Below are 23,721 nucleotides of genomic sequence, written 5' to 3'. Positions count from 1 at the left end.
GGATGCAGGTTGGTTACCCGGGTACCGCGACGCCCTAACCCCGCCAGCCGGTGAGGGCGCGGCGGGAGCGCTCAGCGACGGAACAGCTTGTTACCGAGCCAGACCACCGGGTCGTACTTGCGGTCGGCGACGCGCTCCTTCATCGGGATCAGCGCGTTGTCGGTGATCTTGATGTTCTCCGGGCAGACCTCGGTGCAGCACTTGGTGATGTTGCAGTACCCCAGGCCGTGCTCTTCCTGGGCGTCCTTGCGCCGGTCCCGGGTGTCCAGCGGGTGCATCTCCAGCTCGGCGATCCGCATCAGGAAGCGGGGGCCGGCGAACGCCTTCTTGTTCTCCTCGTGGTCGCGGACCACGTGGCACACGTTCTGGCACAGGAAGCATTCGATGCACTTGCGGAACTCTTGGGAGCGCTGGACGTCCTCCTGCGCCATCCGGTACTCGCCGGGTTGCAGGTCCTTGGGCGGCGCGAAAGACGGTATCTCGCGGGCCTTCTCGTAGTTGAACGAGACGTCGGTGACCAGGTCCCGGATCACCGGGAACGTCCGCAGCGGCGTGACCGTGACGACCTCGTCCTCGGCGAACGTCGACATCCGGGTCATGCAGAGCAACCGCGGATAGCCGTTGATCTCCGCGGAGCACGAGCCGCACTTGCCCGCCTTGCAGTTCCACCGGACCGCCAGGTCGGGCGTCTGGGTCTGCTGCAGGCGGTGAATGATGTCGAGGACGACCTCACCCTCGTTGACCTCGACGGTGAAGTCCTGCAACGCACCGTTGGCGTCGTCGCCGCGCCACACCCGCATCGTCGCGTTGTAGGTCATTTACTTCTCCGTCCTGGGTGTCCGCCCTGGATGCCCGGCGAGCTCCTCGTCGGTGTAGTACTTCTCCAGCTCGGCGATGTCGAACAGTTCCAGCAGATCGGGCCGCATCGGCGTCTGCTCTTTCTTCGTGATGGTGATGTCGGGGATCACCGCGCCTTCAACGTCGCCTGGCTCGGCGACTGCCTCGCAGACCAGCAACAGCTTGCGCCACGACGAGTCCATCGACGGGTGGTCGTCGCGGGTGTGCCCGCCCCGGCTCTCGGTGCGCTGCAGCGCGGCCTTGGCGACGCATTCGCTGACCAGCAGCATGTTGCGCAGGTCGATGGCCAGGTTCCAGCCCGGGTTGTAGCGGCGCTGCCCCTCCACATGCAGGTTCTTGAACCGCTCCCGCAGCTTGTCGAGCCGGGCCAAAGCCTCGGAGATCTCGTCGGCATTGCGGATGATGCCGACCAGGTCGTTCATCGACTGCTGCAGCTCGAGCTGCAGGGTGTAGGGGTTCTCGCCGGGGCCGCCGCCCGCCGGCGCCTCGAAGGGGGACAGGGCCCGCTTCGCCGCCGCCTCGACGGCGCCGTCGCCGACCGTCGGACGGCTGCTCAGCGCCCGCACGTAGTCGGCGGCGCCCAGGCCGGCGCGCCGGCCGAATACCAGCAGGTCCGACAGCGAGTTGCCGCCCAGCCGGTTCGAGCCGTGCATGCCGCCGGAGCATTCGCCCGCGGCGAAGAGCCCGGGCACGGTGGCCGCCCCGGTGTCGGCGTCGACCTCGACGCCGCCCATCACGTAGTGGCAGGTCGGCCCGACTTCCATCGGCTCCTTGGTGATGTCGACCCCGGCCAGCTCCTTGAACTGGTGGTACATCGACGGCAGGCGGCGGTTGATCTCCGCCGGCGTCAGCCGCGACGCGATGTCGAGGAAGACGCCGCCGTGTGGGCTGCCCCGGCCGGCCTTGACCTCGGAGTTGATCGCGCGCGCGACCTCGTCGCGCGGCAGCAGGTCAGGGGTGCGGCGGGCCGAGTCGTTGTCCTTGAGCCACTGGTCGGCCTCTTGCTCGGTCTCGGCGTACTGGCCTTTGAAGACCGGCGGGATGTAGTCGAACATGAACCGCTTGTCGTCGGAGTTCTTCAGCACCCCGCCGTCGCCGCGAACGCCCTCGGTGACCAGGATCCCCTTCACGCTCGGCGGCCACACCATGCCCGTCGGGTGGAACTGGACGAACTCCATGTTGATCAGGGACGCGCCCGCCCGGAGCGCCAGGGCGTGCCCGTCGCCGGTGTACTCCCAGGAGTTCGAGGTGACCTTGAACGACTTGCCGATGCCGCCGGTGGCCAGCACCACCGCGGGCGCCTCGAACAGGATGAAGTTGCCGCTTTCGCGGATGTAGCCGAACGCCCCGGCGATCGCGTCGCCGTCCTTGATCAGTTCGGTGATCGTGGTTTCGGCGAACACCCGGATGCGGGCCTCGTAGTCGCCGAGCTCGGCGTAGTCCTCCTGCTGCAGCGAGACGATCTTCTGCTGCATGGTGCGGATCAGCTCCAGGCCGGTGCGGTCACCGACGTGCGCCAGCCGCGGGTAGGTGTGCCCGCCGAAGTTGCGCTGGCTGATCTTGCCGTCCTTGAGGCGATCGAACAGCGCGCCATAGGTTTCCAGCTCCCAGACGCGGTCCGGGGCCTCCTTGGCGTGCAGTTCGGCCATCCGCCAGTTGTTGAGGAACTTCCCACCGCGCATCGTGTCGCCGAAGTGGGTCTTCCAGTTGTCCTTCGGGTTGGTGTTGCCCATCGAGGCCGCGCACCCACCCTCGGCCATCACGGTGTGTGCCTTGCCGAACAGGGACTTGCACACCACCGCGACCCGCAGGCCGCGTTCGCGCGCCTCGATGACCGCGCGCAATCCCGCGCCGCCGGCGCCGATGACGACTACGTCGTAGGCATGCCGCTCGACATCAACCATGAAAACCCTCGCTAGCTACGTTCTGATTTGTAAGTCAAATGGCTTTTCAGCCAACGAATCTCAGGTCGCTGATGGCGCCGCTGGCCACCAGTGCGATGTAGAAATCGGTGAGCATCAGGGTGCCCAGCGTGATCCAGGCGAACTGCTTGTGCCGGGTGTTCATCGCGCTGACCTGCGTCCAGATCCAATACCGCACAGGGTTTTTGGAGAAGTGCTTGAGTCGCCCACCGGTGACGTGCCGGCAGGAGTGGCAGGACAGCGTGTAGACCCACAGCATGATGACGTTGCCCAGCAGGATCAGGTTGCCCAGCCCGAAGCCGAATCCGCCCGGCCCGCTGTCGGAATGGAACGCGACGATCGCGTCGTAGCTGTTGACGATCGAGATGAGGCAGGCGATGTAGAAGAAGTACCGGTGGGTGTTCTGGATGATCAGCGGGAACTTCGTCTCGCCGCTGTAGTGCACGCGGGGCTCGGCCACCGCACACGCGGTGGGCGACTGCCACACCGTGCGGTAGTAGGCGCCGCGGTAGTAGTAGCAGGTCAACCGGAACAGCAGCAGGAACGGCAGCGACACCGCCGCATACGGCAGCCACCACACGTCGGGCAGGAACTGCGGCCAGATGTCGCCGGCCTCACCGCAACCCTTGCTGACGCACGGCGAGTAGAACGGCGTCAGGTAGTGGTATTTGGGGACAAAGAAGTAGTTCTGCTGGAACGCTCGTGCCGTCGCGTAGATGACGAATGCGGCGAAGCCGAGGTCGATCCTCAGCGGCGACATCCACCACCGGTCGGTACGGAGGGTCCGCTGCTGGATACGGGCGCGCGTGGGTGAAAAGACACCGGACGCAGGACGGTTCGCCGTGGGTGCGCTCATCTAGTTGTTCCTCTTCGAACGGGCTGTCTGTCGAAGGGTACACAGAGAGAAGGCCCCCTCCAGCGGGGGGCATGGAGTCGGGGCGCTCGGGTTGTTCAGGCCCTGTTGTGACCGCCGACGCCCTCGTCGTCGACATCACGCCAGAATTCGCTGTCGTACTGGGTGTCGGGGATGACGATCTTCTCGCCCGACTGCTGCACGGTGGCGCCCGCCAGGTCCAACTCGGACACGTCGGTGTCGAGCAGATCGACGTCGGACAGGATGCGGTCGGCGTCGATGACGATGCGACGCATCGCGGGGCTGTCGCCGTATCGCGACCGCAGCGAGCTCACGCACCGCCGCAGGCCGCCGATCAGATCGTGCAGTTCGGCGAATTCTGTCGTGCCAGTCGTGCTCGTCAACGCATCTCCTCGGCAGTGTTTCGGATCACAGTACGTCCCCAATACTATCCACGGCACAGGCGAACGTCAGACCATTGAGCTCCGACGCCAAGGGAGCAAACACTGATGACGGGCCCCAACACGCCGGCCGAGCGCGCCGCCACCCTGTTGAAGCTGCACCGGCCGGGCAACCCGGTCATCCTGCCGACCGTGTGGGACGCCTGGTCGGCGCGACTGGCCGTCGGCGCGGGATTCGCCGCGCTGACCGTGGGGAGCCATCCGATGGCGGACTCGATCGGCAAATCCGACAACGAGGGCATGTCGTTCGACGACGTGCTCACCCGCGTCGCGCAGATCACCGCGGCGGTCTCGGAAACGGAAGGCGTCCCGGTCTCGGTGGACATCGAATCCGGCTACGGACTTCCGGCCGACCGCCTGATCGAGGGCCTGCTCAGCGTCGGGGCCGTCGGGCTGAACATCGAGGACACCGTGCACTCGGAGGGCGGACGGCTGCGGTCCGCCGAGGAACACGCCGAGCTGGTCGGCGCGCTGCGGTCGGCCGCCGACGCGGTGGGGGTGCATGTGGTCATCAACGCCCGGACCGATCTGTTCCTGCGCCAAGACGGCGAGGAGTCCGATCGCGTCGACCGCGCCGTGGCACGGCTGAATCAGGCGGCCGCCGCCGGCGCCGATGTCCTGTACCCGGTCGGCCGCCACCACCCCGACACGTTGCGGCGCTTGGCCGCGGAGTTGGTGTTGCCGGTCAACGCGATCGCGCTGCCCGACCAGGACGACCCCGCGGCCTTCGGTCCGCTGGGCGTGGCGCGAATCAGCTTCGGGCCCTTCCTGCAGGCCGCGCTGACGGGCCGGGCCAACGAGCTGCTCGCCCGCTGGGGCTGACGCGCAGCGACGCAAAAGCCCCCGACACGCGGTGCGTGCGGGGGCTGTTGCGTCTCGTCGGCGCCTTACTTGGTGATCGCGATGCGTTGCGCCTGGTTCCCGGCGTACGCGCCGCTGACCCGCACCGTCAGCACTCCGGCGTCATAGGACGCCGTGATGGCGTCGCCGGTGACGTGGGCGGGCAGCTGGAACGACCGGCGGAACGAGCCGTACCGGATCTCGCGCAGCGTCCGGCCGTCCTTCTCCTCCGCGTGCTCGTCGCGGTGTTCGCCGTGGATGACCAGGCGACCCCGGTCGACCTCGACGTTCACGTCCCGGTCGACGTCAACGCCCGGGAGCTCGACACGTACGACCGCGTCGTCACCGTCCTTGACGATCTCGGCGGCGGGGCGCCAACCGCTGCTCAGCGGGTTGTTCCAGTCCGCCGCGGCGGCGGGGCCGAAGAAGTCGCGCAGCCACCGGTCGGTGTCCCAGGCCGGTCGCGACCACAGTGCGAGGTTGCTCATGGTGCTTCCCCTTTCGATTCCTTGATCTTCGTTGTGAGATTCCTGTGACCGGCGCTCCGATGACCGGCTACTAGTACAAACATGAGTCGACCACGCTTAAGTTCCAACTGGCCGTTCGCCGGCAGCGAACGATCAATCACAGCCGTCCCTGTGAGTTGTGAGATCCTCGTCATAGGACTGTCACATTGCGCGAAAAAGACGTAATTTCTGGCCGTTACTCTCAAAGCCATGTCTGCAGACGGGATTTCGCGCGCAAGCTGTGCGCCGCGTCACATCATCGTAGTCGGACATGGCATGGTGGGCCACCGGTTCGTCGAGGCGCTCCGCGCCCGCGACACCGAGGGCCGTTGGCGCATAACGGTTTTCGCCGAGGAGACCGACGCCGCCTATGACCGCGTGGGGCTGACCTCCTACACCGAAAGCTGGGACCGCAAGCTGCTCGCGCTGCCCGGCAACGAGTACGCGGGCGACGACCGGGTCCGGCTGGTGCTGAACCAGCGGGTCACCGAAATCGACCGCGCGACAAAGTCGGTGCTCACCGCCGACGGGCGGCGCCACGACTACGACACCCTGGTCCTGGCGACCGGCTCCTACGCGTTCGTGCCGCCGGTGCCCGGCCACGACCTGCCCGCCTGCCACGTGTACCGCACGCTCGACGACCTCGACGCCATCCGCGCCGACGCCCAGCGCGCGGCGCAAAGCTCACACGCGACCGCGGGCGTGGTCATCGGTGGCGGCCTGCTGGGGCTGGAGGCCGCAAATGCGCTGCGCCAGTTCGGGTTGCGGACCCACGTCATCGAGATGATGCCGCGACTGATGGCGCAGCAGATCGACGAGGCCGGCGGCGCGCTGCTGGCCCGGATGGTCGGGGACCTGGGCATCTCCGTGCATGTCGGCACCGGCACCGAGTCGATCGAATCGGTCGACCACCCGGACGGGTCGACGTCGGTGCGGGTGCGCCTGACCGGCGGGCAGGTGGTCGACGCCGGCCTGGTGATCTTCGCGGCCGGGATCCGGCCGCGCGACGAACTGGCGGTCGCCGCCGGGCTGACGCGCGCCGAGCGCGGCGGTGTGCTCACCGACGTGTCCTGCCGGACAAGCGATCCCGACATCTACGCGATCGGCGAGGTCGCCGCGATCGGCGGCCGGTGCTACGGCCTGGTGGGTCCGGGCTACACCTCGGCCGAGGTGGTGGCCGACCGCCTGCTGGACGGCGTCGCGGAGTTCGGCGAGGCGGACCTGTCCACGAAGCTGAAGCTGCTGGGCGTCGACGTCGCCAGCTTCGGTGACGCGATGGGCGTCACCGAGAACTGCCTCGAGGTCGCCGTCAACGACGCGGTGAACCGGACGTACGCGAAGCTGGTGCTCTCCGACGACGCCAAGACCCTGCTCGGGGGCGTCCTGGTCGGCGACGCCTCCTCCTACGGGGTGCTGCGGCCGATGGTCGGCAGCGAGCTGCCCGGGGATCCGCTCGCGCTGATCGCGCCGGCCCAATCCGGCGGCGGCGAGGCGTTGGGCATTGGGGCGCTGCCGGATTCGGCCCAGATCTGCTCGTGCAACAACGTCACCAAGGGCGATCTGAAGTGCGCGATCGCCGACGGCTGCGCCGATGTGCCCTCGCTGAAGTCGTGCACCTCGGCCGGGACGTCGTGCGGGTCGTGCGTGCCGCTGCTCAAGCAGCTGCTGGAAGCCGAGGGCGTCGAGCAGTCCAAGGCGCTGTGTGAGCACTTCAGCCAGTCGCGCGCCGAGCTTTTCGAGATCATCTCCGCCACCGAGCTGCGGACCTTCTCCGGACTGCTGGAGCGCTTCGGTCGCGGAAAGGGTTGCGACATCTGCAAACCCGTGGTCGCCTCGATCCTGGCGTCCACCGGTTCGGACCACATCCTCGAGGGCGAGCAGGCGTCGCTGCAGGACTCCAACGACCACTTCCTGGCCAACATCCAGAAGAACGGCAGCTACTCGGTGGTGCCGCGGGTCCCCGGCGGCGACATCAAGCCCGAGCACCTGATCCTGATCGGCCAGATCGCCCAGGACTTCGGCCTTTACACCAAGATCACCGGGGGCCAGCGCATCGACCTGTTCGGCGCGCGGGTGGACCAACTGCCCGAGATCTGGAAGCGCCTGGTCGACGGCGGCATGGAATCCGGGCACGCGTACGGCAAGGCGCTGCGCACGGTGAAGAGCTGTGTGGGCACCGACTGGTGCCGTTACGGGCAGCAGGATTCGGTGCAGCTGGCCATCGACCTCGAACTGCGCTACCGCGGCCTGAGGGCGCCGCACAAGATCAAGATGGGCGTCTCGGGTTGCGCGCGGGAGTGCGCCGAAGCCCGCTCCAAGGACGTCGGCGTCATCGCCACCGAAAAGGGCTGGAACCTCTACGTCGGCGGCAACGGCGGGATGACCCCCAAGCACGCGCAGCTGCTGGTCAGCGACCTCGACACCGAGACGCTGGTCCGGTACGTCGATCGGTTCGTCATGTACTACATCCGCACGGCTGACCGGCTGCAGCGCACCGCGCCGTGGGTCGAGTCGCTCGACGGCGGTCTGGACCACGTGCGCGAGGTCGTCTGCGAGGACTCACTGGGCCTGGCAGCCGAATTCGAGGCCGCGATGGAGCGGCACGTGCGCAACTACAAGTGCGAATGGAAGGGGGTGCTCGACGACCCGGACAAGCTCTCGCGCTTCGTTTCGTTCGTCAACGCCCCCGACGCCGTCGATTCGACGGTGACGTTCACCGAGCACGCCGGGCGCAAAATCCCTGTGTCCATTGGCATGCCGACGGTTCGCGAGCACAACTCCGAAGGAACGAGGAAGGTATCATGACGCTTCTCAACGACATTGCCGTGTGGACGAGCGCGTGCGCGTACGACCACCTCATTCCGGGCCGCGGCGTCGGCGTGCTGCTCGACGACGGTTCCCAGGCCGCGTTGTTCCGGCTCGACGACGGGTCCGTGCACGCGGTGGGCAACGTCGACCCGTTCTCCGGGGCGGCCGTGCTGTCCCGCGGCATCGTCGGCGACCGCGGAGGCCGCGTCACGGTTCAGTCGCCCATTCTCAAGCAGGCGTTCTCGCTCGAAGACGGTTCCTGCCTGGACGATCCGAGCGTTTCGGTGCCGGTGTACCCGGTGCGGATCACCGCAGACGGCTTCGTGCAGATCGCCCGCGACGCCGAGGCCCGGGCGGCCTGAGCGCGCGACCGCTCACCGGGTGATGTCGCCGACCAGGTAGCGCTGCATCGTCGGACCGATCGCGTCGACCAGCGCGTCCACCGACATCGAGTGCAGCGGCTCGGAGCGGATGCCGTAGCGCATGATGCCCAGGCCCACGAGCTGGGAGGCGCACAACGAGGCCCGCGTGGCCGCCTTGTCGGCGCCGAGGATTTTCAGCAGCGGGCCGAAGACCGGGCCCACGAAATTGCTTTGGACGATTTCGGCGGTCTTGGCCATGCCCGTGGACGCGACGGCGCTGGCCGCGAACGGCCCACCCCCGGCGGCATCCCAGGTGGTGATCAGCATCGTCAGGGTCCGGCGGCCGATTTGATTGACCCCTCCGGTGACGAGCCGGTCGATGAATTCCGGTGTGCCGAACGGCAAACGCAGCGCCTTGGCGACCGGATCAAGGATGCCACGCGACGGCTCTTCGCGACGGGGCATGGTGCCAGGATCGCCGGTTCGAGCCCAAAGATCAAGGAATTGGCCGTAACGCGCGCGCGTGGGTGACCTGTTGGGGGGCCGATCGACGCGACGCATGCCGGGCGGTGGCGGCCAGGGCGGGCGGCAGGGCGCGGCGGAATCGGTTCGCGATCAGGCGCGCCAGGCAGGGATGGGTGCCCAGCGGTTGACTGACCAGGTCGGCGCCGCAGTCGTGCAGCCGTTGTTGGAACAGGCCGTCGGCCAACAGGTAGGAGGCGACCACGACGCGTCCACCGCGGCGCCTCGCCCGGTCGACCGACTCGTGCAGTTGCGGGTCCCCGGTGGCCGCGAACGCCAGGCTCACCCGCGACCCGGTGAGCGCCGACAACAACGTCGCCGTGGTGTGCAGGTCGGCGCGGGCGTTGTCGTCCGAGGTTCCCGCGGCCGCCAGAATCACCGAATCACCCGGCCGCCAACCGCATTTCAGCAGCTGATCGCCGACGATCCGCGCGACCTGCCCGCTCGGGCCCAGCGCGGGGGTGACGGTCACGTTCGGATGACCGCTGATCGCGACGTGGGCGGGCAGGTCGGCCCGGACGTGATATCCGCGCGACAGGAACGCCGGCACCACGATGGCCGGCCGGCCGGCGGCCTTCGCTGTGGCCAGCACCTCGCTGGGGGTGGGTCCCACCACGTCGACGAACGCCACGTCGACCGGGCTGCGGACGAGCGTACTCACCTGTGCCGCAAGGTCTTCGACCATCGCCACGCCGCCGGGCCTGCGGGTGCCGTGCGCCACCAGGATCAGTGCCATGGGGATTCGTCCGGATGGTCGATCGCGAGCCGGTAGCCACGCTTGACCACCGTCGCGATGATGTTCTTGTCGCCCAGCGCCGTTCGCAGCCGCAGCACGGCCGTGTCGACGGCGTGGGGATCGTTGCTGTTGCCGGGAAGCACCCGCAACAGGTCGTTGCGCGCGACGACGTCGCCGGGGCGCTCCGCCAGCGCGCGCAGCGTCGCCATTCCCGATCCCGACAGGGACCGCGGCGAACCGTCGACCAGCACGCAGGTCCCGCGGATCTCCATCTCGTGGCCGGCCGCCCGGATGGTGGTCGAGCGAAGGGTCGGGAGCTCCTGGGCGATGTGACGGGCCAACGCCCCCAACCGCATTCGCTCGGGCGACGACGTGGGGACCCCGGCGCGGAGCAGGGGCTGCGCGGTGACCGGGCCCACGCACATCGCGTGCACGTCGCTGCGAAGTGCTTGCAGCAGTTGTTCTTCGACGCCCAACTCGCGGCTGCGCTCCAGCAGCGCCGCGCCCGCGGGCGCCGAGGTGAAGGTCACCGCGTCGAACTGCCGCCGGGCGACCGAGGTGACGAGTTGGTCGAAGTCGCCGCCGGCCGGCGTTGGTTTCCAGCGATATACGTGGATGGGGACCACCTGGGCGCCCGCGGACCGCAACCCGTTGAGGAATTCCGGGAACGGGTCCCAGGTGTCGGCCGCGCCGTGCAGCTGGACCGCGACCCGCTTTCCGGCGATATCCGATTCGAGCAGGTAGCGCAGGACCTCGCTCGACGATTCGGACCTGGGCGACCACTCCTCATGCAGTCCGGCGGCGCGCAAGGCGCCGGTCGCCTTCGGCCCGCGGGCCACGATCCGCGCCCGAGACAGGGACGCCAGCAACTGGGTGGCCAGTCCCCAGCCGTCGGCCGCGGCGACCCAGCCGCGGAAGCCGATGCCGGTGTGCGCCACCAAGATATCGGGAGGCTCGGCGATGACCGCTTCGGTGTGGCGGTGCAGTTCTTCGTCTTCGGGCAGCGCGATGAGGTTGATGGCCGCGGCGCTGGACACCTCCGCGCCGTTGCGGCGCAGCAACGCGCACAGCTCTTCGGCCCGGTTCGCCGACGTCACGGCGATCCGGTAGCCGGTCAGCGGCGCGGAGTCTGGTGGGGCCAGTTGGGGGGCCATATGAAGTGTGTATGCCTGCGACATTTCGGTTGCGTTACCGGGCAATTGCTGTGGCATTGCCCGTGTTGCGAGTCCGCTCACACACGGGCGGCCTCGGCTTCCGCCCGCGCCCCGGAGCGGCCCGGGGCCGTGACGGGACGCCGGACGTAGACCATCCAGGTCATGATCGCCGCGCCGACGTAGGAAGCCAAAAACGCCCAATACGCCGCCGTTTCGGTACCGGTGCTCAGGTAGGACTGCCGCAGCGCCAGGTTGATTGCCACGCCGCCGAACGCGCCGACCGCGGAGCAGATGCCGATCAGCGATCCCGACTGCGCGCGCGCCCAACGACGACGGTCGTCTTCGCTCATGGCCAGCCCGCGACTGCGGGCCTCGTAGACCGTCGGGATCAACTTGAACACCGACCCGTTTCCCATGCCGGACAGGACGAACAGCACCATGAAGCCGGCGACGCAGCCGATCATGCTGACGGAACGTGTTACGGCCTGCTGGTCCTCGAGGGCGCTGATGGTGACCAACAGCGCGGCCGCCAGGGTCATCCCGGCGAGGACGCCAAGCGTGACGCGGCTGCCGCCGATGCGGTCGGCCAGCCGCCCCCCGTAGATGCGCGCCACGGAGCCCAGCAGGGGGCCGACGAAGGCGACCTGGGCGGCGTGCAGCGCGGCGTGCTTGGCGGTTTCCCCGCTTTCCAGGAAGTGGACCTGCAGCACCTGCCCGAAGGCGAAGGAGAACCCGATCCAGGAGCCGAAGGTGGCGATGTAGAGCAGCGAGATGACGTGGGTGTCGCGCTCGAACAGGATCGAGCGCATGGTGCGCAGCTGGGTGCCGTGGTGGACGTTGTCCATGACCAACGCGGCCGCGATCCCCACGGCGACGAGCAAGACCAGGTAGATCGCGCACACCCAGTACGGGGCCTGGTGCCCGGCGGTGGCCAGCACCAGCAGGCCGATCAGCTGGATCACCGCGACGCCGAGGTTGGCGACGCCGGCGTTGACCGCCATCGCGGCGCCCTTGAGGCGCTGCGGGTAGAAGGCGTTGACGTTGGCCAGCGAGGCCGCGTAGTTGCCGCCGCCCAGCCCCGTCAGCGCGGCGCACAGCACGAAGAGCCACAGGGGCAGGCCGGGGTTGGCCAACAGGGCGATCGTGCCCGCCGTCGGGATCACCAGCACGAAGGCCGAGAACGTCGTCCAATTGCGACCGCCGAAGGCGGCGATGCCCAGGGTGTAGGGGATCCGGGCGCAACCACCGACCAGGGTGGCCACCGCGCCCAGCAGCAGCTTGTCGCCCGCGGAGAAACCGTAGACGGCGCCCGGCATGAACAGCGCCATGACGGGCCACAGCGTCCAGATCGAGAAGGCCACGTGGTCACCCGCGATGGTGCCGAGCAGATTGCGCCGGGCGATCTTCTTGTTCCCGGCCTCCCAGGCCGCCGCGTCTTCGGGATTCCAGTCCGCGATGCGATGGCTGCGGCGCGGCGAGATCACCTGGGCACGTTGGCATATGGACGCTGCGCGTGCGTGCATACCGATCCCTCTCTTTGGAAGCAGTTCGGGGTCTGGCCGGCGACGCGCGTGGGCGTCCCGCATGAAGGGGCATGCCCCGCCGTAGGTTTCCGATGCTCACATCTAGGACGCGAGCGGGTCAACCGGAATCGGCCGATATGGGCTGTTAGTTGATTACCAGTTATCTGGTAAGTCCCTGAAGGGTGCCGGCGCGCGCGAATGCCGATCGCCGCCAAGTGATCTCACGCCGGTGCGTCGGACTTTGTGAGCTGTCCTACAGTCGAACGCCGGAATTGCGTTAGCCGAACGGCCAACTCGCGACGCCGGCCCCGGCCACGGCGCCGACCGGGGTACGCGGCCGCGCCCAGTGCAGCCGCACCGACTGGCCGGGCCGCACCTGGGCGACCTTGTCGACGTCCTCGTCGATCACCACACCCACCACCGGATAGCCACCGGTGACGGGGTGGTCCGGACCGAGGATCACCGGTAAACCGTTGGGCGGCACCTGGATTGCGCCACGGGTGGCACCCTCGCTGGGCAGCTGCCGGTCCGGGTGGAGGCATTGCAGGGGACGGCCGACCAACCGCATCCCCACCCGGTCGCTGCGATCGGACGCCACCCAAGCGGTGCGCACCAGCGCGTCGGGGTCGAGGAACCAGTCGTCGCGCGGCCCGGGCACCACGGACAGCTCGACGACGCCGCCGGTGATGGCCGCCACCGGCGCCTGGTCCAACTCGGGGTAGTCCGCGGTGTGCTCGCCGATCGGCAGCCGGTCCCCGGCCCGCAGGGGTGAGGGCCCGATGGCCGACATGACGTCGTAGCTGCGCGAGCCCAGCACCGGCTCCACGCAGATCCCGCCGCGGACCGCGAGGTAGCTTCGCAGCCCCGCCCGCGGGGCGCCCAAAGAGATCACCTGACCGTCGCGCACGTGCTGAATGCTGTTGGTGCCGAACTCGATTCCGTCGACGGTCGGATCGGTGTCGGCGCCCGTCACCGCGATGTCGACGTCGCTGCCCCGGACCCTGGTCGCGAACCCGCCGAACGTCACCTCCACGGTGGCGCGGTCGTCGGGGTTGGCCACCAGCCGATTGGCCAGTTTGTGCGCTCGCCGGTCGGCGGCCCCGGACCGGCTGACGCCGAGGTGGGCCAGTCCCGGCCGGCCGAGGTCTTCGACGACGGCGAACGGCCCGGTGCGCAGGATCTCCAGGACTGCCACGACTGCCTCCTTGAATGGTGCGGCCCGGTTGGGCTAGACGGCCCGGAACTGAACCCACATGCCTTGCATCAGCAACGCAGGGTCCGGGCGCTGCAGGTCCCACAGGACCGCGTCGGTGTGGCCGATGAGTTGCCACCCGCCGGGGGATTGCCGGGGATAGATCGCGCTGAATTCTCCGGCGAGGGCGACGGATCCGGCCGGCACGGCGGTCCGCGGCTCGGGACGCCGGGGCACCCGCAGGCGCGGGTCGCCGTCGACCAGGTACGCGAAACCGGGTGCGAATCCGCTGAATCCGACCCGCCACAGGGTGGCGGTGTGGGCGTCGATCACCTGCGGGATGGTCAGCCCGGTGTGGCCGGCGACCTCGGCGAGGTCGGGGCCGTCGTAGACCACGTCGATCACCACGTCGGCGCCGCGCTCGGACGGGGCCGGTGGCGTGGCGGTGACGCGCATCGCGTGCAGCCTCCGGCGGACGACGCCCTGGCGGCGTGGGCCGTCCAGCTTCACCAGCACGGTGCGGGCGGCCGGCACGACATCGACCACGCCCGCGATCGGCTCGGAGCGCAGCGCGGCGGTCCACGCCAAAACCTCTGCGGCACTGCCACATTGCACCATCAGCGCCCGGTCGCCGTAGTCCAGGACGGTGTTGCCGGCCAGCTCGGTCGGCAGTTCGTGGGCCAGGTCGCCGCTAAGGTCCGTCACGCTCATTACTCGACGGTAACCCCGGGATCGGGGCTCGTGCGAGGGGCGGCGGCGGGATTTTCGAGCACTGCCAGAGCTGCCTTAGCAAACGCTCAAACAGCCAGGATGCGCGCGAGCGGCTAGCCCAGGATTTTGGCGAGCAGCGGGGGCAGTTGGTCGGCGACGAGGGGGTAGCTCAGCGGTGAGGCGAAGGCGATCGCGCCGGCTTGCTCCGCGGTGGTGAAGATGTGGCGGTTCTGCGCGGTGGTCAGTGACCCGGCCACCTCGGGGTCGGCCAGCAGGGCCTTCTGATCGTCGGGGTTGCGGGTCGTCCAGATCACCACGTCGGCCGAATCGAGCACGGACTTGATGTGATCGCGCGGGATGACGGCGCGCTGATCGGTGCCGAACGGTTTGATGGTGTCGGCGATGACCAGCCCCATCTGGTTCAGGAAATCCGTGCGCCAGCCCGCCATGGTGGCCACGACGGTCCCCTGCCACAGCGCGCCGTGCATCAGCAGCGCCTTCTTGCCGGTCCACTGCGGGTTTCTCTTGCCGACGTCGGTGAACTTCTGGTCGACACCGTCGACCAGCGACTTCATCTGGTCCGCCTGGAACACGGCCTGCCCGACGGCGGCGGCCTGCTCCTTCCACGGTTCGAAGAAGGCGTCGCCCCCGGATTGCGCGACGGTCGGGGCGATCGCGGACAGTTTCTGATAGGTGTCGGCGTCGAGGCCGGCGTTGACGGCCACGATCAGGTCCGGTTTCAGCCCAGCGATCTGGTCGACCGGGATGCCGTTGTCCAGGTTCAGCACCACCGGCCGCGCGCCGCCGAGCTTGGGCGCGGACCACGGCCAGACCGCGAACGGCTGGTCACCGAACCAGTTGGTCACCGCGATCGGCACCACACCGACGGCGAGGAGGTCGTCCTGCTCGGTGAAGCCGGCGCTGACGACGCGCTTGGGCGGCTCTTTGATGACGGTCTGACCGAACAGGTGGGTGAGGGTCACCGATCCCGGCGTGGCTCCCGGTGCGGTTTTGTTTGACGAGCACCCCGCCGAAAGCGCCGAGGACCCGGCCAGCGCGGCGACGCCGGAAGCCCCTGCGAGCTGCAAGAATCCCCGTCGATTCCATCCCTGTCGCATCGCGTGAGAGTATCGCGTTCCGCCACCCGGCGGCTCGCGTTGCAGAGTTCTGACAAACGCGCCGGCCCCGTTGCGATTTCTGCGTATCGCCCGCGTAACTGTGCACACCCGGACCGGTAACAGTGCCTCTCTAGCGTCAAGTGGTCACCGCCCGCGCCTACCCACAAGGGAGTCCCACCAGATGACCACGACCCTCAGCCCGGCATCGCAGCCCGCGCCGACGCGCGAGCGTCCTGCCGGACGGCACTGGATCGACGACTGGCGACCCGAAGACCCGGAGTTCTGGGAGGCGACTGGCAAGCCGATCGCCCGCCGCAACCTGATCTTCTCGATCTTCGCCGAGCACGTCGGGTTCAGCGTGTGGATGCTGTGGAGCATCGTCGTGGTGCAGATGACCGCGGGCGCGCACGGGCTGCCCGCCGCGTCCGGCTGGGCGCTGACCCCCAGCCAGGCGCTGTGCCTGGTCGCCGTCCCCAGCGGGGTGGGCGCCTTCCTGCGACTGCCGTACACCTTCGCGGTGCCGATCTTCGGTGGCCGCAACTGGACGACCATCTCGGCGGCGCTGCTGCTGATCCCGTGCCTGCTGCTGGCCTGGGCGGTGAGCCATCCCGGCATCCCGTTCGCGGTCCTGGTGGCGGTCGCGGCGACCGCCGGCTTCGGCGGCGGCAACTTCGCCTCGTCGATGGCCAACATCTCCTTCTTCTACCCGGAGAAGGACAAGGGCTGGGCGCTGGGCCTGAACGCGGCCGGCGGCAACGTCGGCGTCGCCGTTGTGCAGAAGATCATCCCGCCCGTCGTCGTCGCCGGCGGCGGGGTGGCCCTGGCGCGCGCCGGACTGTTCTACGTGCCGCTGGCCGTCGTGGCCGCCGTGTGCGCGTTCGGATTCATGAACAACCTGAGCGAGGCGAAGGCCGACGTGAAGCCGGTGTGGCAGTCGCTGCGCCACCCCGACACCTGGCTCATGTCGCTGCTCTACATCGGCACGTTCGGGTCCTTCATCGGCTACTCGGCCGCCTTCCCGACCCTGCTCAAGACGGTGTTCGGCCGCGGCGACATCGCGCTGACCTGGGCCTTCCTCGGCGCCGGCATCGGGTCGGTGATCCGGCCCCTCGGCGGCAAGCTGGCCGACCGGATAGGCGGCGCGCGCATCACCGCCGCCAGTTTCGCGCTGTTGGCCCTCGGGGCGGCGGCCGCGCTGTGGTCGGTGCGGGCGGTCAACCTGCCGGCGTTCTTCGCCAGCTTCATGTTCTTGTTCGTCGCCACCGGCATCGGCAATGGCTCGACCTACCGGATGATTTCGCGGATCTTCAAGATCAAGGGCGAGCTGGCCGGCGGCGATCCGGACACCATGGTGCGGATGCGGCGCCAGGCCGCCGGCGCGCTGGGCGTCATCTCCGCGGTGGGCGCCTTCGGCGGCTTCATCGTGCCGCTGGCCTACGCCTGGTCGAAGTCGGAGTTCGGCAGCATCGAGCCGGCGCTGCGCTTCTACATCGCGTTCTTCCTCGCCCTGCTGGGCGTCACCTGGTACTGCTACCTGCGCAGGCACAACGCGATAACCCGGGTCGGGATCTAGTTAGGGCTGCTGCTTGCCGCCGTAGTTGGCCCAGGGGCTGTAGTCGGCGATCAGCTCCTCCTGCGGCGGCCGCTGGTCCTCGGGAACGTGTTGCAGGTTGATCCGGATCCGGTACCAGATCGAGCTGGGCCCGCGCATGCCGTCGACGAGGACGTCGACCGGCTGCAGCCGCTCGGCCGCCGCCGGATGGCGGTCGCGCCAGGTGTCCAGCGCCGCCATCGCCTCGTCCTTGGTCTTGGTGCGGGCGATCTCGATCAGGGGCATCGAGGATTGACGCCGGCCGCCGGTGCCCTTGTCGCGCTTGCCCGACCCTTTGGGCGCCCGCTCGGGAGGCCCCATCTCCTCGGCCAGCACCAGCAACCGGTCGAGGTCACCGACCGCGTCGTCCATTCCCTCCCAGGGGTCACCGATCTCGGCGAACCGCGCGGGCACGGTATCGATGGTGAACGCCTCGGGCCGGCACCCGGCGACCTCGTCCCAGTGCAGCGGGGTCGAGACCCGGGCGTCGGGCGTCGCCCGCACCGAATAGGCCGAGGCGACCGTGCGGTCCTTCGCGTTCTGGTTGAAGTCGACGAACACCCCCTCGCGTTCTTCCTTCCACCACCGGCTGGTCGCCGCCTCGGGCACGCGCCGCTCCACCTCCCGGGCGACTGTCTGCGCGGCCAGGCGCACCTGGCGGAACTCCCAGCGCCGGGCGATGCGGGCGTAGATGTGGAAGCCGCGCGACCCCGACGTCTTCGGCCACGGGGTCAGGCCGTAGTCCTCGAGCACCTCGCGCGCCACCAGGGCGACGTCCACGATGCGCCGCCAGGAGACCCCGGGCATCGGATCGAGGTCGACGCGCAGTTCGTCGGGGTGATCGAGGTCGTCGGCGAGCACCGGGTGCGGATTCAGGTCGACGCAGCCCAGGTTGATCGCCCAGGCCAGCCCGGCGGCGTCGCGGATGACGGCCTCCGCCGCGGAAGTGCCTCGCGCGTAACGGAGTTCGGCGACGTCGACCCAGTCCGGCCGTTTCGCCGGCGCGCGCTTCTGGAACACCGCCTCTTCGGTGATGCCCTTGACGAAGCGCTTCAGGATCATGGGGCGCCCGGCCACGCCGCGCAGCGCGCCGTCGGCCACGGACAGGTAATAGCGGACCAGGTCGAGCTTGGTGTAGGGGCCCGATGTTTTGTGGCCGTCCGCGCGGGGGAACACGACCTTGTCCGGATGGGTGACGGTGACCTCTCGCCCGGCCACCTCCAGCAAAACCGGACGGGTCATGGGAGTTCATGTTAATTCGCCAGAATTTCTGGCCGTGCTGAGACGGACGTCACATATGGTGGATTCCATGCCTAACCTCCTCGGCCTGCCCGGCCAGGCCTCCAAAGCGGTAGCAAAACTGCACCAGTACGTCGAGCGCGGCTCCGCCGAACTGCACTACGTGCGCAAAATCTTCGAGTCGGGCGCGTTCCGGATCGAGCCACCGCAGAACTACGCCGCGATGGCGGCCGACATCTACAAGTGGGGCGAGTTCGGCATGCTGCCCGCCCTCAACGCGCGGCGCCATCCCGACCGCGCGGCGTGCATCGACGAAGAGGGCGAATTCTCCTACCGCGAACTCGACGAGGCGGCGCACGCGGTGGCTAACGGGCTGATCGAGAAGGGCGTCAAGGGCGGCGACGGCGTCGCCATCCTGGCCCGCAACACCCGCTGGTTCCTGATCGCCAACTACGGCGCCGCGCGGGTCGGCGCGCGCATCATCCTGCTCAACAGCGAATTCTCGGGTCCGCAGATCAAAGAGGTGTCCGAGCGCGAGGGCGCCAAGCTGATCATCTACGACGACGAGTACACCAAGGCCGTCAGCAAGGCCTCGCCGGAGCTGGGCAAGCTGCGGGCGCTGGGGACCAACCCGGATAGTGACGAGCCGTCCGGCAGCACCGACGAGACGCTGGCCGACCTGATCGAGCGCAGCAGCAAGGAGCCCGCCCCCAAGGCGGCCAGGCACGCCTCGATCATCATCCTCACCAGCGGGACCACCGGCACCCCGAAGGGCGCGAACCGTAGCACCCCGCCGACGCTGGCGCCGGTCGGCGGAATCCTGTCGCACGTCCCGTTCAAGGCCGGCGAGGTGACGTCGCTGCCGGCGCCGATGTTCCACGCGCTGGGGTATCTGCACGGCACGATCGCGATGTTCCTGGGCTCGACGCTGGTGCTGCGCCGCAAGTTCAAGCCGCCGCTGGTGCTGCAGGACATCGAGAAGTACAAGGTGACCGCGATGGTCGTCGTCCCGGTGATGTTGTCGCGGATCCTCGAAGCGGTCGAGAAGATGGACTCCAAGCCTGACCTGTCCAGCCTGAAGATCGTGTTCGTGTCGGGATCGGCGCTGGGGGCCGACCTGGCGGAGCGCTCGCTCAAGGACCTCGGCCCAGTGATCTACAACATGTACGGCTCGACCGAGATCGCCTTTGCGACCATCGCCGAACCCAAGCACCTGCAGTACAACTCGTCGACCGTCGGGCCGGTCGTCAAGGGCGTGCGCGTCAAGATCTACGACGACAACGGCAAGGAGCTGCCGCAGGGCGAGGTCGGCCGCATCTTCGTCGGCAACGCCTTCCCGTTCGAGGGCTACACGGGCGGGGGCAAGAAGCAGATCATCGACGGCCTGTTGTCGTCGGGCGACGTCGGCTACTTCGACGAGAACGGCCTGCTCTACATCAGCGGGCGTGACGACGAGATGATCGTCTCCGGCGGCGAGAACGTCTTCCCGGCCGAGGTCGAGGACCTGATCACCGGGCACCCCGACGTCGTGGAGGCCACCGCGATCGGCGTCGACGACAAGGAGTGGGGCCACCGCCTGCGCGCCTTCGTGGTGAAGAAGGACGGCGCGGACCTCGACGAGGACACCGTCAAGCACTACGTGCGCGATCACCTGGCCCGCTACAAGGTGCCGCGCGAGGTCATCTTCCTCGACGAGCTGCCGCGCAACCCCACCGGCAAGATCCTCAAGCGCGAGCTGCGCGAAATGGAGATCGAATAGGCCTCAGCGGCGTTCTTTGATGGCCCGGGTGATCTGGGCCGTGAGCTTCGGGTCGACCAGGAGCTGGTCGATCAGCGCGGTGAGCACCTCCTGCCCGGTCACGCGCGCGACGCCGAGCCGATCGGCCGCCTCGCGCTGCCAGATGTCGAGGGCCCGGTGAGTGGCGGCCGCCAGGTCGACGGTCCGGCGGGTCCGCTGGGTGCGCCCCGCCTGGTTGGCCGACGGCTCGCTGGCGATGCGCTGGCCGCGGGGCTGCCCGAGGCTGAGGCGCTCGGTCGGCGCGGCGTCTCCGGCGGGGCCGCCCGCCGGGGTGGGGGCGCGAAAGGATCCGGCGCTGGGTCCGTTGGGACTGGGCTTGAAGTTCACTTCGGTGTCTTCCTCCGTGAGTGCGGATCAGTAAATCAGCGCTCGTCGCCTATGTGTCAATACTGATTCTCTCACCGACGCCACCCTAAGTCGCGTCGCCGGGCCGCGGACGGCCCGGGTGGGACGCCGACGGATTTGCGCGCGGCTCCGCGACGCCGGATGCAGGCGAAAGAGCAAATTTCTGCAAATAGCTGACGCCGGTAAAAACGAGGCCAGGATTGCGGTGATCCGACGACTCGTGGACGGTAATCGCGGCGCGAATCAGTGGATCTGACAATGCGCATATTCGGACTTCAGTAAATACGGTAGGCTCGCGCAGTACATCAGTATACGGGCTATTACCTGCAGATATAAGCCGATCGCCGTGCGCCGGCTCAGTATTCGCGGATAAATGAATTGCGTAAATAGGGATTGATCATCGCGCGCTGGATTGGGCGCTATCACGTCATTGTTGCGCAATTCACACCGCGAAAGCCCCGAATTCGCTTGTTTGCTTAGAAATGTCCGGTTAGCGTTTTAAGCATCGATATCAAGTCTTTGAAAGGAGCGCCCTCGATGATCTCGTCAGCATCGTTACGTGGCGCGGCCGTAGGTGTTGTGGGCGCCGGAGCCGTGGCGGGCGCGCTGCTCTTCGGCGGCGCCCCCGTGGCTTCGGCCGCCCCCGGGCCGAGTCACTCCACAAGCTTCGCCAGTGCCGGGCCGCAGAGCGGACCGGGCTTCATTCCCGAGCGCCCCGGCGGTCGTGGATGGGGTGGCCATGATGGTCGGGGACATGGCAATTGGGGTCACGGCGGCTGGGGGCACGGTGGCTGGGTCCATGGGCCCGGCTACTGGAAGCCCCAGCACTGGTGGAACTGGTGGTGGTGACCACCATCTCCGCGCGGTAGCCGGCCATCACCGACACGCCAACCCTCGGGATGGACGGCCCGTGTATGGGGGGAACCATGCCGGCTTGACTCAGTCAGGCCGGCATGGCCCATTTCTGCGCCCGGTTACGGATCGCGCGGCAGGCCCAACAACCGTTCGGCGATGATGTTCAGCTGCACCTCGGACGTCCCGCCGTAGATGGTGGTCGCCCGGCTGGCCAGCAGGTACTCGCCCCATTTGCCGGGCAGTTGGTCGGTGTCGCCGATCGCGGCGTCGGTCCCGAAGGACGAGACCGCGAATTCGGCGTAACCCTGGCCGGTGCGCATCGACAACAACTTGGAGATCGCCGCCGACGGCATCGCGTCCCCGCCGGCCAGCGTCAGCAGCGTGGAACGCAGGTTCAGCACCTTGGCCGCATGGCCCTCGGCAATCAACTGACCGGCGCGGTGCTGCGCGACCTGATCGAACTGCCCGTCACGAACGAACTCGACGAACTGCGACAGCGTGGCCAGGAAGTTCGCCTCGCTGCTGCCGATCGACACCCGCTCCGCGGTCAGCGTGTTGCGGCTTACCTCCCAGCCCCGGTTCACCTCACCGAGCACGCACTCGTCGGGCACGAACACGTCGTCGATGTAGACGGTGTTGAACATCGCGTTGCCGGTGAGCTCGCGCAGCGGCTTGACGTCGACGCCCTCGCTCTTCATGTCCAGCAGGAAGTACGTGATGCCGCTGTGTTTCGGCGCGCTGGGGTCGGTCCGTGCGAGCAGCGCACCCCACTGCGAGAACTGCGCGGCGGTCGTCCAGATCTTCTGGCCGGTGATGCGCCACCCTCCGTCGGTCCGGGTGGCCTTCGTGGACAGGCCGGCCAGATCCGAACCCGCGCCGGGCTCGGAAAACAGCTGACACCAGATCATCTCGCCGCGGAAGGTCGGCGGCAGGAACCGCTGCTTTTGCTCCTCGGTGCCGAACGCCACGATCGACGGGACGATCCAGGTGGCGATGCCGGTCTGGGGCCGCTTGACCCGCCCGGAGGCGAACTCCTGCGCGATGATGATCTGCTCCACCGGCCCGGCCGCCCTGCCCCACGGCTTGGGCAGGTACGGCAGCACCCAGCCGCCCTCGGCGATGGCGACCTTGCGTTGCTCGCGCTCGATCTCCTTGAGCGCCGCCACTTCGGCCCGGATCTCCGCCCGCAGCTTCTCGGTCTCGGGATCGAGGTCGATGTCGACCGCGCGCATCCCGGTGGTGGTCGCTGTGTCGACCACCTTTTGCGGGTAGTCCGAGCTGCGGCCGAAGGAGGCGGCCAACATCAGCGCCCGGCGGTAGTACACGTTCGTGTCGTGCTCCCACGTGAAGCCGATCCCACCGTGCACCTGGATGCAATCCTGCGCGCACCGTTGAGCGGCGGCCGGCGCCAGCGTCGCCGCCACGGCGGCGGCGAACTCAACGTGGGAACCCGCGGTGTCCCAACGGTTTTCGCGGGCCTCGTCGATCGCGCGGGCGGCATCCCACACCGCAGCCGTGGCCCGCTCGGTGTCGGCGATCATCTCGGCGCACTTGTGCTTGATGGCCTGGAATTGGCCGATCGGCCTGCCGAACTGCTCGCGGATCTTGGCGTAGCTCGACGCGGTGTCGGTCGCCCAGCGCGCCACGCCGATGGCTTCGGCGGACAGCAGCGTCGTCATCAGCGCGTGCGCGGTGCCCATGCTCAGGTTCGTCAAGACGACGTCGTCGCCGACCTCCACGGCGTTGGCCCGCACGTCGGCGATGGGCCGCAACGGGTCCAGGCTTTTCACCGGCTCGATCTCGAGCTGGTCGGCGCGCAGCACCACCCACGCCTCGCCGCTGTCGATCGCGACGGGCAGCACCAGCAGCGACGCCTGCGCGGCGGCGGGGACCGCGCGGAGCTCGCCGCGGATCACCAGAGAACTGCCCTGCCGGGTGGCGGTCAGCGCGCAGCAATTCAGGCCGTAGGCGGCGATCTCGGCGCCGGATGCCAGCCCGGCGAGCGCCTTGGCGTCCGGGTCGTGCGCGGAGATCAACGCGCTGGCGATCGCGGACGGCACGAAGGGGCCCGGCACCGCCCCGTAGCCGAATTCCGCGAGCACAATGGCCAACTCGAGAACGCCGAAGCCCTGCCCGCCGACGGATTCCGCCAGATGAACGCCCTGCAGGCCCTGCTCGGCCGCGGCCTGCCAGTACGGCGGCGGGTTGCCGACCTCCGTCTCCATCGCCTCGTGCAGCGTCTCGGACGGGGCGATGCGCGCCACCAGCGCTCGCACGGAATCGGCCAGTTCTTGATGCTCGGGATTTATCGCGATCGGCATTGGTCG

20 protein-coding genes are annotated in these 23,721 nt (G+C 68.5%); 5 read left to right on the top strand and 15 right to left on the bottom strand.

The window, feature by feature from the left end; all coding sequences use genetic code 11:
- Positions 1-71: 71 nt before the first annotated feature.
- From W7S_RS24055 to W7S_RS24040, 4 genes are all read right to left on the bottom strand, one after another.
- The gene (locus W7S_RS24055) at positions 72-818 is read right to left on the bottom strand and encodes a succinate dehydrogenase/fumarate reductase iron-sulfur subunit (RefSeq protein ID WP_003874034.1); all 747 of its coding nucleotides are present in this window, start codon (positions 816-818) and stop codon (positions 72-74) included.
- Positions 819-2,762: a fumarate reductase/succinate dehydrogenase flavoprotein subunit gene (locus tag W7S_RS24050; RefSeq protein ID WP_008261758.1), complete on the bottom strand. Its 1,944-nt coding sequence runs from the start codon at positions 2,760-2,762 to the stop codon at positions 819-821. It abuts the gene before it with no gap.
- A gap of 46 nt (positions 2,763-2,808) precedes the next feature.
- Positions 2,809-3,636, bottom strand: coding sequence for a hypothetical protein (locus W7S_RS24045; RefSeq protein WP_008261757.1), 828 nt, complete (start codon positions 3,634-3,636; stop codon positions 2,809-2,811).
- A gap of 95 nt (positions 3,637-3,731) precedes the next feature.
- Entirely contained in the window at positions 3,732-4,037 is a 306-nt protein-coding gene (locus tag W7S_RS24040) for a hypothetical protein (protein ID WP_008261755.1), read from the bottom strand.
- Between the two features lie 105 nt (positions 4,038-4,142).
- Here W7S_RS24040 and W7S_RS24035 point away from each other — a divergent pair, with 105 nt between their 5' ends.
- Positions 4,143-4,916, top strand: coding sequence for an isocitrate lyase/phosphoenolpyruvate mutase family protein (locus W7S_RS24035; RefSeq protein WP_008261753.1), 774 nt, complete (start codon positions 4,143-4,145; stop codon positions 4,914-4,916).
- 65 nt (positions 4,917-4,981) lie between these two features.
- Here W7S_RS24035 and W7S_RS24030 read toward each other — a convergent pair whose 3' ends face one another.
- On the bottom strand, positions 4,982-5,422 hold the full coding sequence (locus W7S_RS24030; protein ID WP_008261751.1) for an Hsp20/alpha crystallin family protein: 441 nt from the start codon (positions 5,420-5,422) through the stop codon (positions 4,982-4,984).
- Between the two features lie 228 nt (positions 5,423-5,650).
- Here W7S_RS24030 and nirB point away from each other — a divergent pair, with 228 nt between their 5' ends.
- Both nirB and nirD read left to right on the top strand, forming a co-directional pair.
- Positions 5,651-8,245, top strand: a complete 2,595-nt coding sequence (gene nirB, locus W7S_RS24025; RefSeq protein WP_081490142.1) for a nitrite reductase large subunit NirB — start codon at positions 5,651-5,653, stop codon at positions 8,243-8,245.
- Positions 8,242-8,610 (top strand): nitrite reductase small subunit NirD, encoded by a 369-nt coding sequence (gene nirD, locus W7S_RS24020; protein ID WP_008261748.1) that lies wholly within the window; start codon positions 8,242-8,244, stop codon positions 8,608-8,610. Before nirB ends, nirD begins: the two co-directional genes overlap by 4 nt.
- Positions 8,611-8,622: 12 nt before the next feature.
- Here the strand turns inward: nirD and W7S_RS24015 are convergent, their stop codons facing one another.
- From W7S_RS24015 to W7S_RS23985, 7 genes are all read right to left on the bottom strand, one after another.
- A complete protein-coding gene (locus W7S_RS24015; RefSeq protein ID WP_008261746.1) occupies positions 8,623-9,075 on the bottom strand; it encodes a hypothetical protein in 453 nt (150 codons plus the stop codon).
- Positions 9,076-9,106: 31 nt separating this feature from the next.
- Complete coding sequence (locus tag W7S_RS24010; protein WP_008261744.1) at positions 9,107-9,868, bottom strand: sirohydrochlorin chelatase; 762 nt, start codon at positions 9,866-9,868, stop codon at positions 9,107-9,109.
- Positions 9,859-11,010, bottom strand: a complete 1,152-nt coding sequence (locus tag W7S_RS24005) for a uroporphyrinogen-III synthase (RefSeq protein WP_026071138.1) — start codon at positions 11,008-11,010, stop codon at positions 9,859-9,861. Before W7S_RS24005 ends, W7S_RS24010 begins: the two co-directional genes overlap by 10 nt.
- An 89-nt stretch (positions 11,011-11,099) precedes the next feature.
- On the bottom strand, positions 11,100-12,545 hold the full coding sequence (locus W7S_RS24000; protein WP_050989399.1) for an MFS transporter: 1,446 nt from the start codon (positions 12,543-12,545) through the stop codon (positions 11,100-11,102).
- 277 nt (positions 12,546-12,822) lie between these two features.
- The gene (locus W7S_RS23995) at positions 12,823-13,740 is read right to left on the bottom strand and encodes a 5-oxoprolinase/urea amidolyase family protein (protein WP_008261737.1); all 918 of its coding nucleotides are present in this window, start codon (positions 13,738-13,740) and stop codon (positions 12,823-12,825) included.
- A gap of 33 nt (positions 13,741-13,773) precedes the next feature.
- A complete protein-coding gene (locus W7S_RS23990; protein WP_008261736.1) occupies positions 13,774-14,448 on the bottom strand; it encodes an allophanate hydrolase subunit 1 in 675 nt (224 codons plus the stop codon).
- A gap of 113 nt (positions 14,449-14,561) precedes the next feature.
- A complete protein-coding gene (locus W7S_RS23985; RefSeq protein WP_036429554.1) occupies positions 14,562-15,566 on the bottom strand; it encodes an ABC transporter substrate-binding protein in 1,005 nt (334 codons plus the stop codon).
- Between the two features lie 181 nt (positions 15,567-15,747).
- Here W7S_RS23985 and W7S_RS23980 point away from each other — a divergent pair, with 181 nt between their 5' ends.
- On the top strand, positions 15,748-17,139 hold the full coding sequence (locus W7S_RS23980; protein WP_008261734.1) for a NarK family nitrate/nitrite MFS transporter: 1,392 nt from the start codon (positions 15,748-15,750) through the stop codon (positions 17,137-17,139).
- Here W7S_RS23980 and W7S_RS23975 read toward each other — a convergent pair whose 3' ends face one another.
- Positions 17,140-18,399, bottom strand: a complete 1,260-nt coding sequence (locus tag W7S_RS23975) for a DNA polymerase domain-containing protein (protein WP_008261733.1) — start codon at positions 18,397-18,399, stop codon at positions 17,140-17,142.
- A gap of 67 nt (positions 18,400-18,466) precedes the next feature.
- Here W7S_RS23975 and fadD2 point away from each other — a divergent pair, with 67 nt between their 5' ends.
- Positions 18,467-20,155: a long-chain-fatty-acid--CoA ligase FadD2 gene (gene fadD2 / locus W7S_RS23970; RefSeq protein WP_008261732.1), complete on the top strand. Its 1,689-nt coding sequence runs from the start codon at positions 18,467-18,469 to the stop codon at positions 20,153-20,155.
- A gap of 3 nt (positions 20,156-20,158) precedes the next feature.
- Here fadD2 and W7S_RS23965 read toward each other — a convergent pair whose 3' ends face one another.
- Together W7S_RS23965 and W7S_RS23960 are read right to left on the bottom strand one after the other, a co-directional pair.
- Positions 20,159-20,521 carry a hypothetical protein gene (locus tag W7S_RS23965; protein WP_008261730.1) on the bottom strand — a complete coding sequence of 121 codons (363 nt, stop codon included), beginning with the start codon at positions 20,519-20,521 and terminating at the stop codon, positions 20,159-20,161.
- A gap of 992 nt (positions 20,522-21,513) precedes the next feature.
- On the bottom strand, positions 21,514-23,715 hold the full coding sequence (locus W7S_RS23960; protein WP_003874014.1) for an acyl-CoA dehydrogenase: 2,202 nt from the start codon (positions 23,713-23,715) through the stop codon (positions 21,514-21,516).
- Positions 23,716-23,721: the final 6 nt, after the last annotated feature.

Origin of the sequence: Mycobacterium sp. MOTT36Y, from assembly GCF_000262165.1 — a bacterium.
Classification (GTDB): Bacteria; Actinomycetota; Actinomycetes; order Mycobacteriales; family Mycobacteriaceae; genus Mycobacterium; species Mycobacterium intracellulare.
The sequence above is the reverse complement of the archived record's forward strand: the minus strand, read 5'-3'. Positions and strand labels throughout refer to the sequence as shown.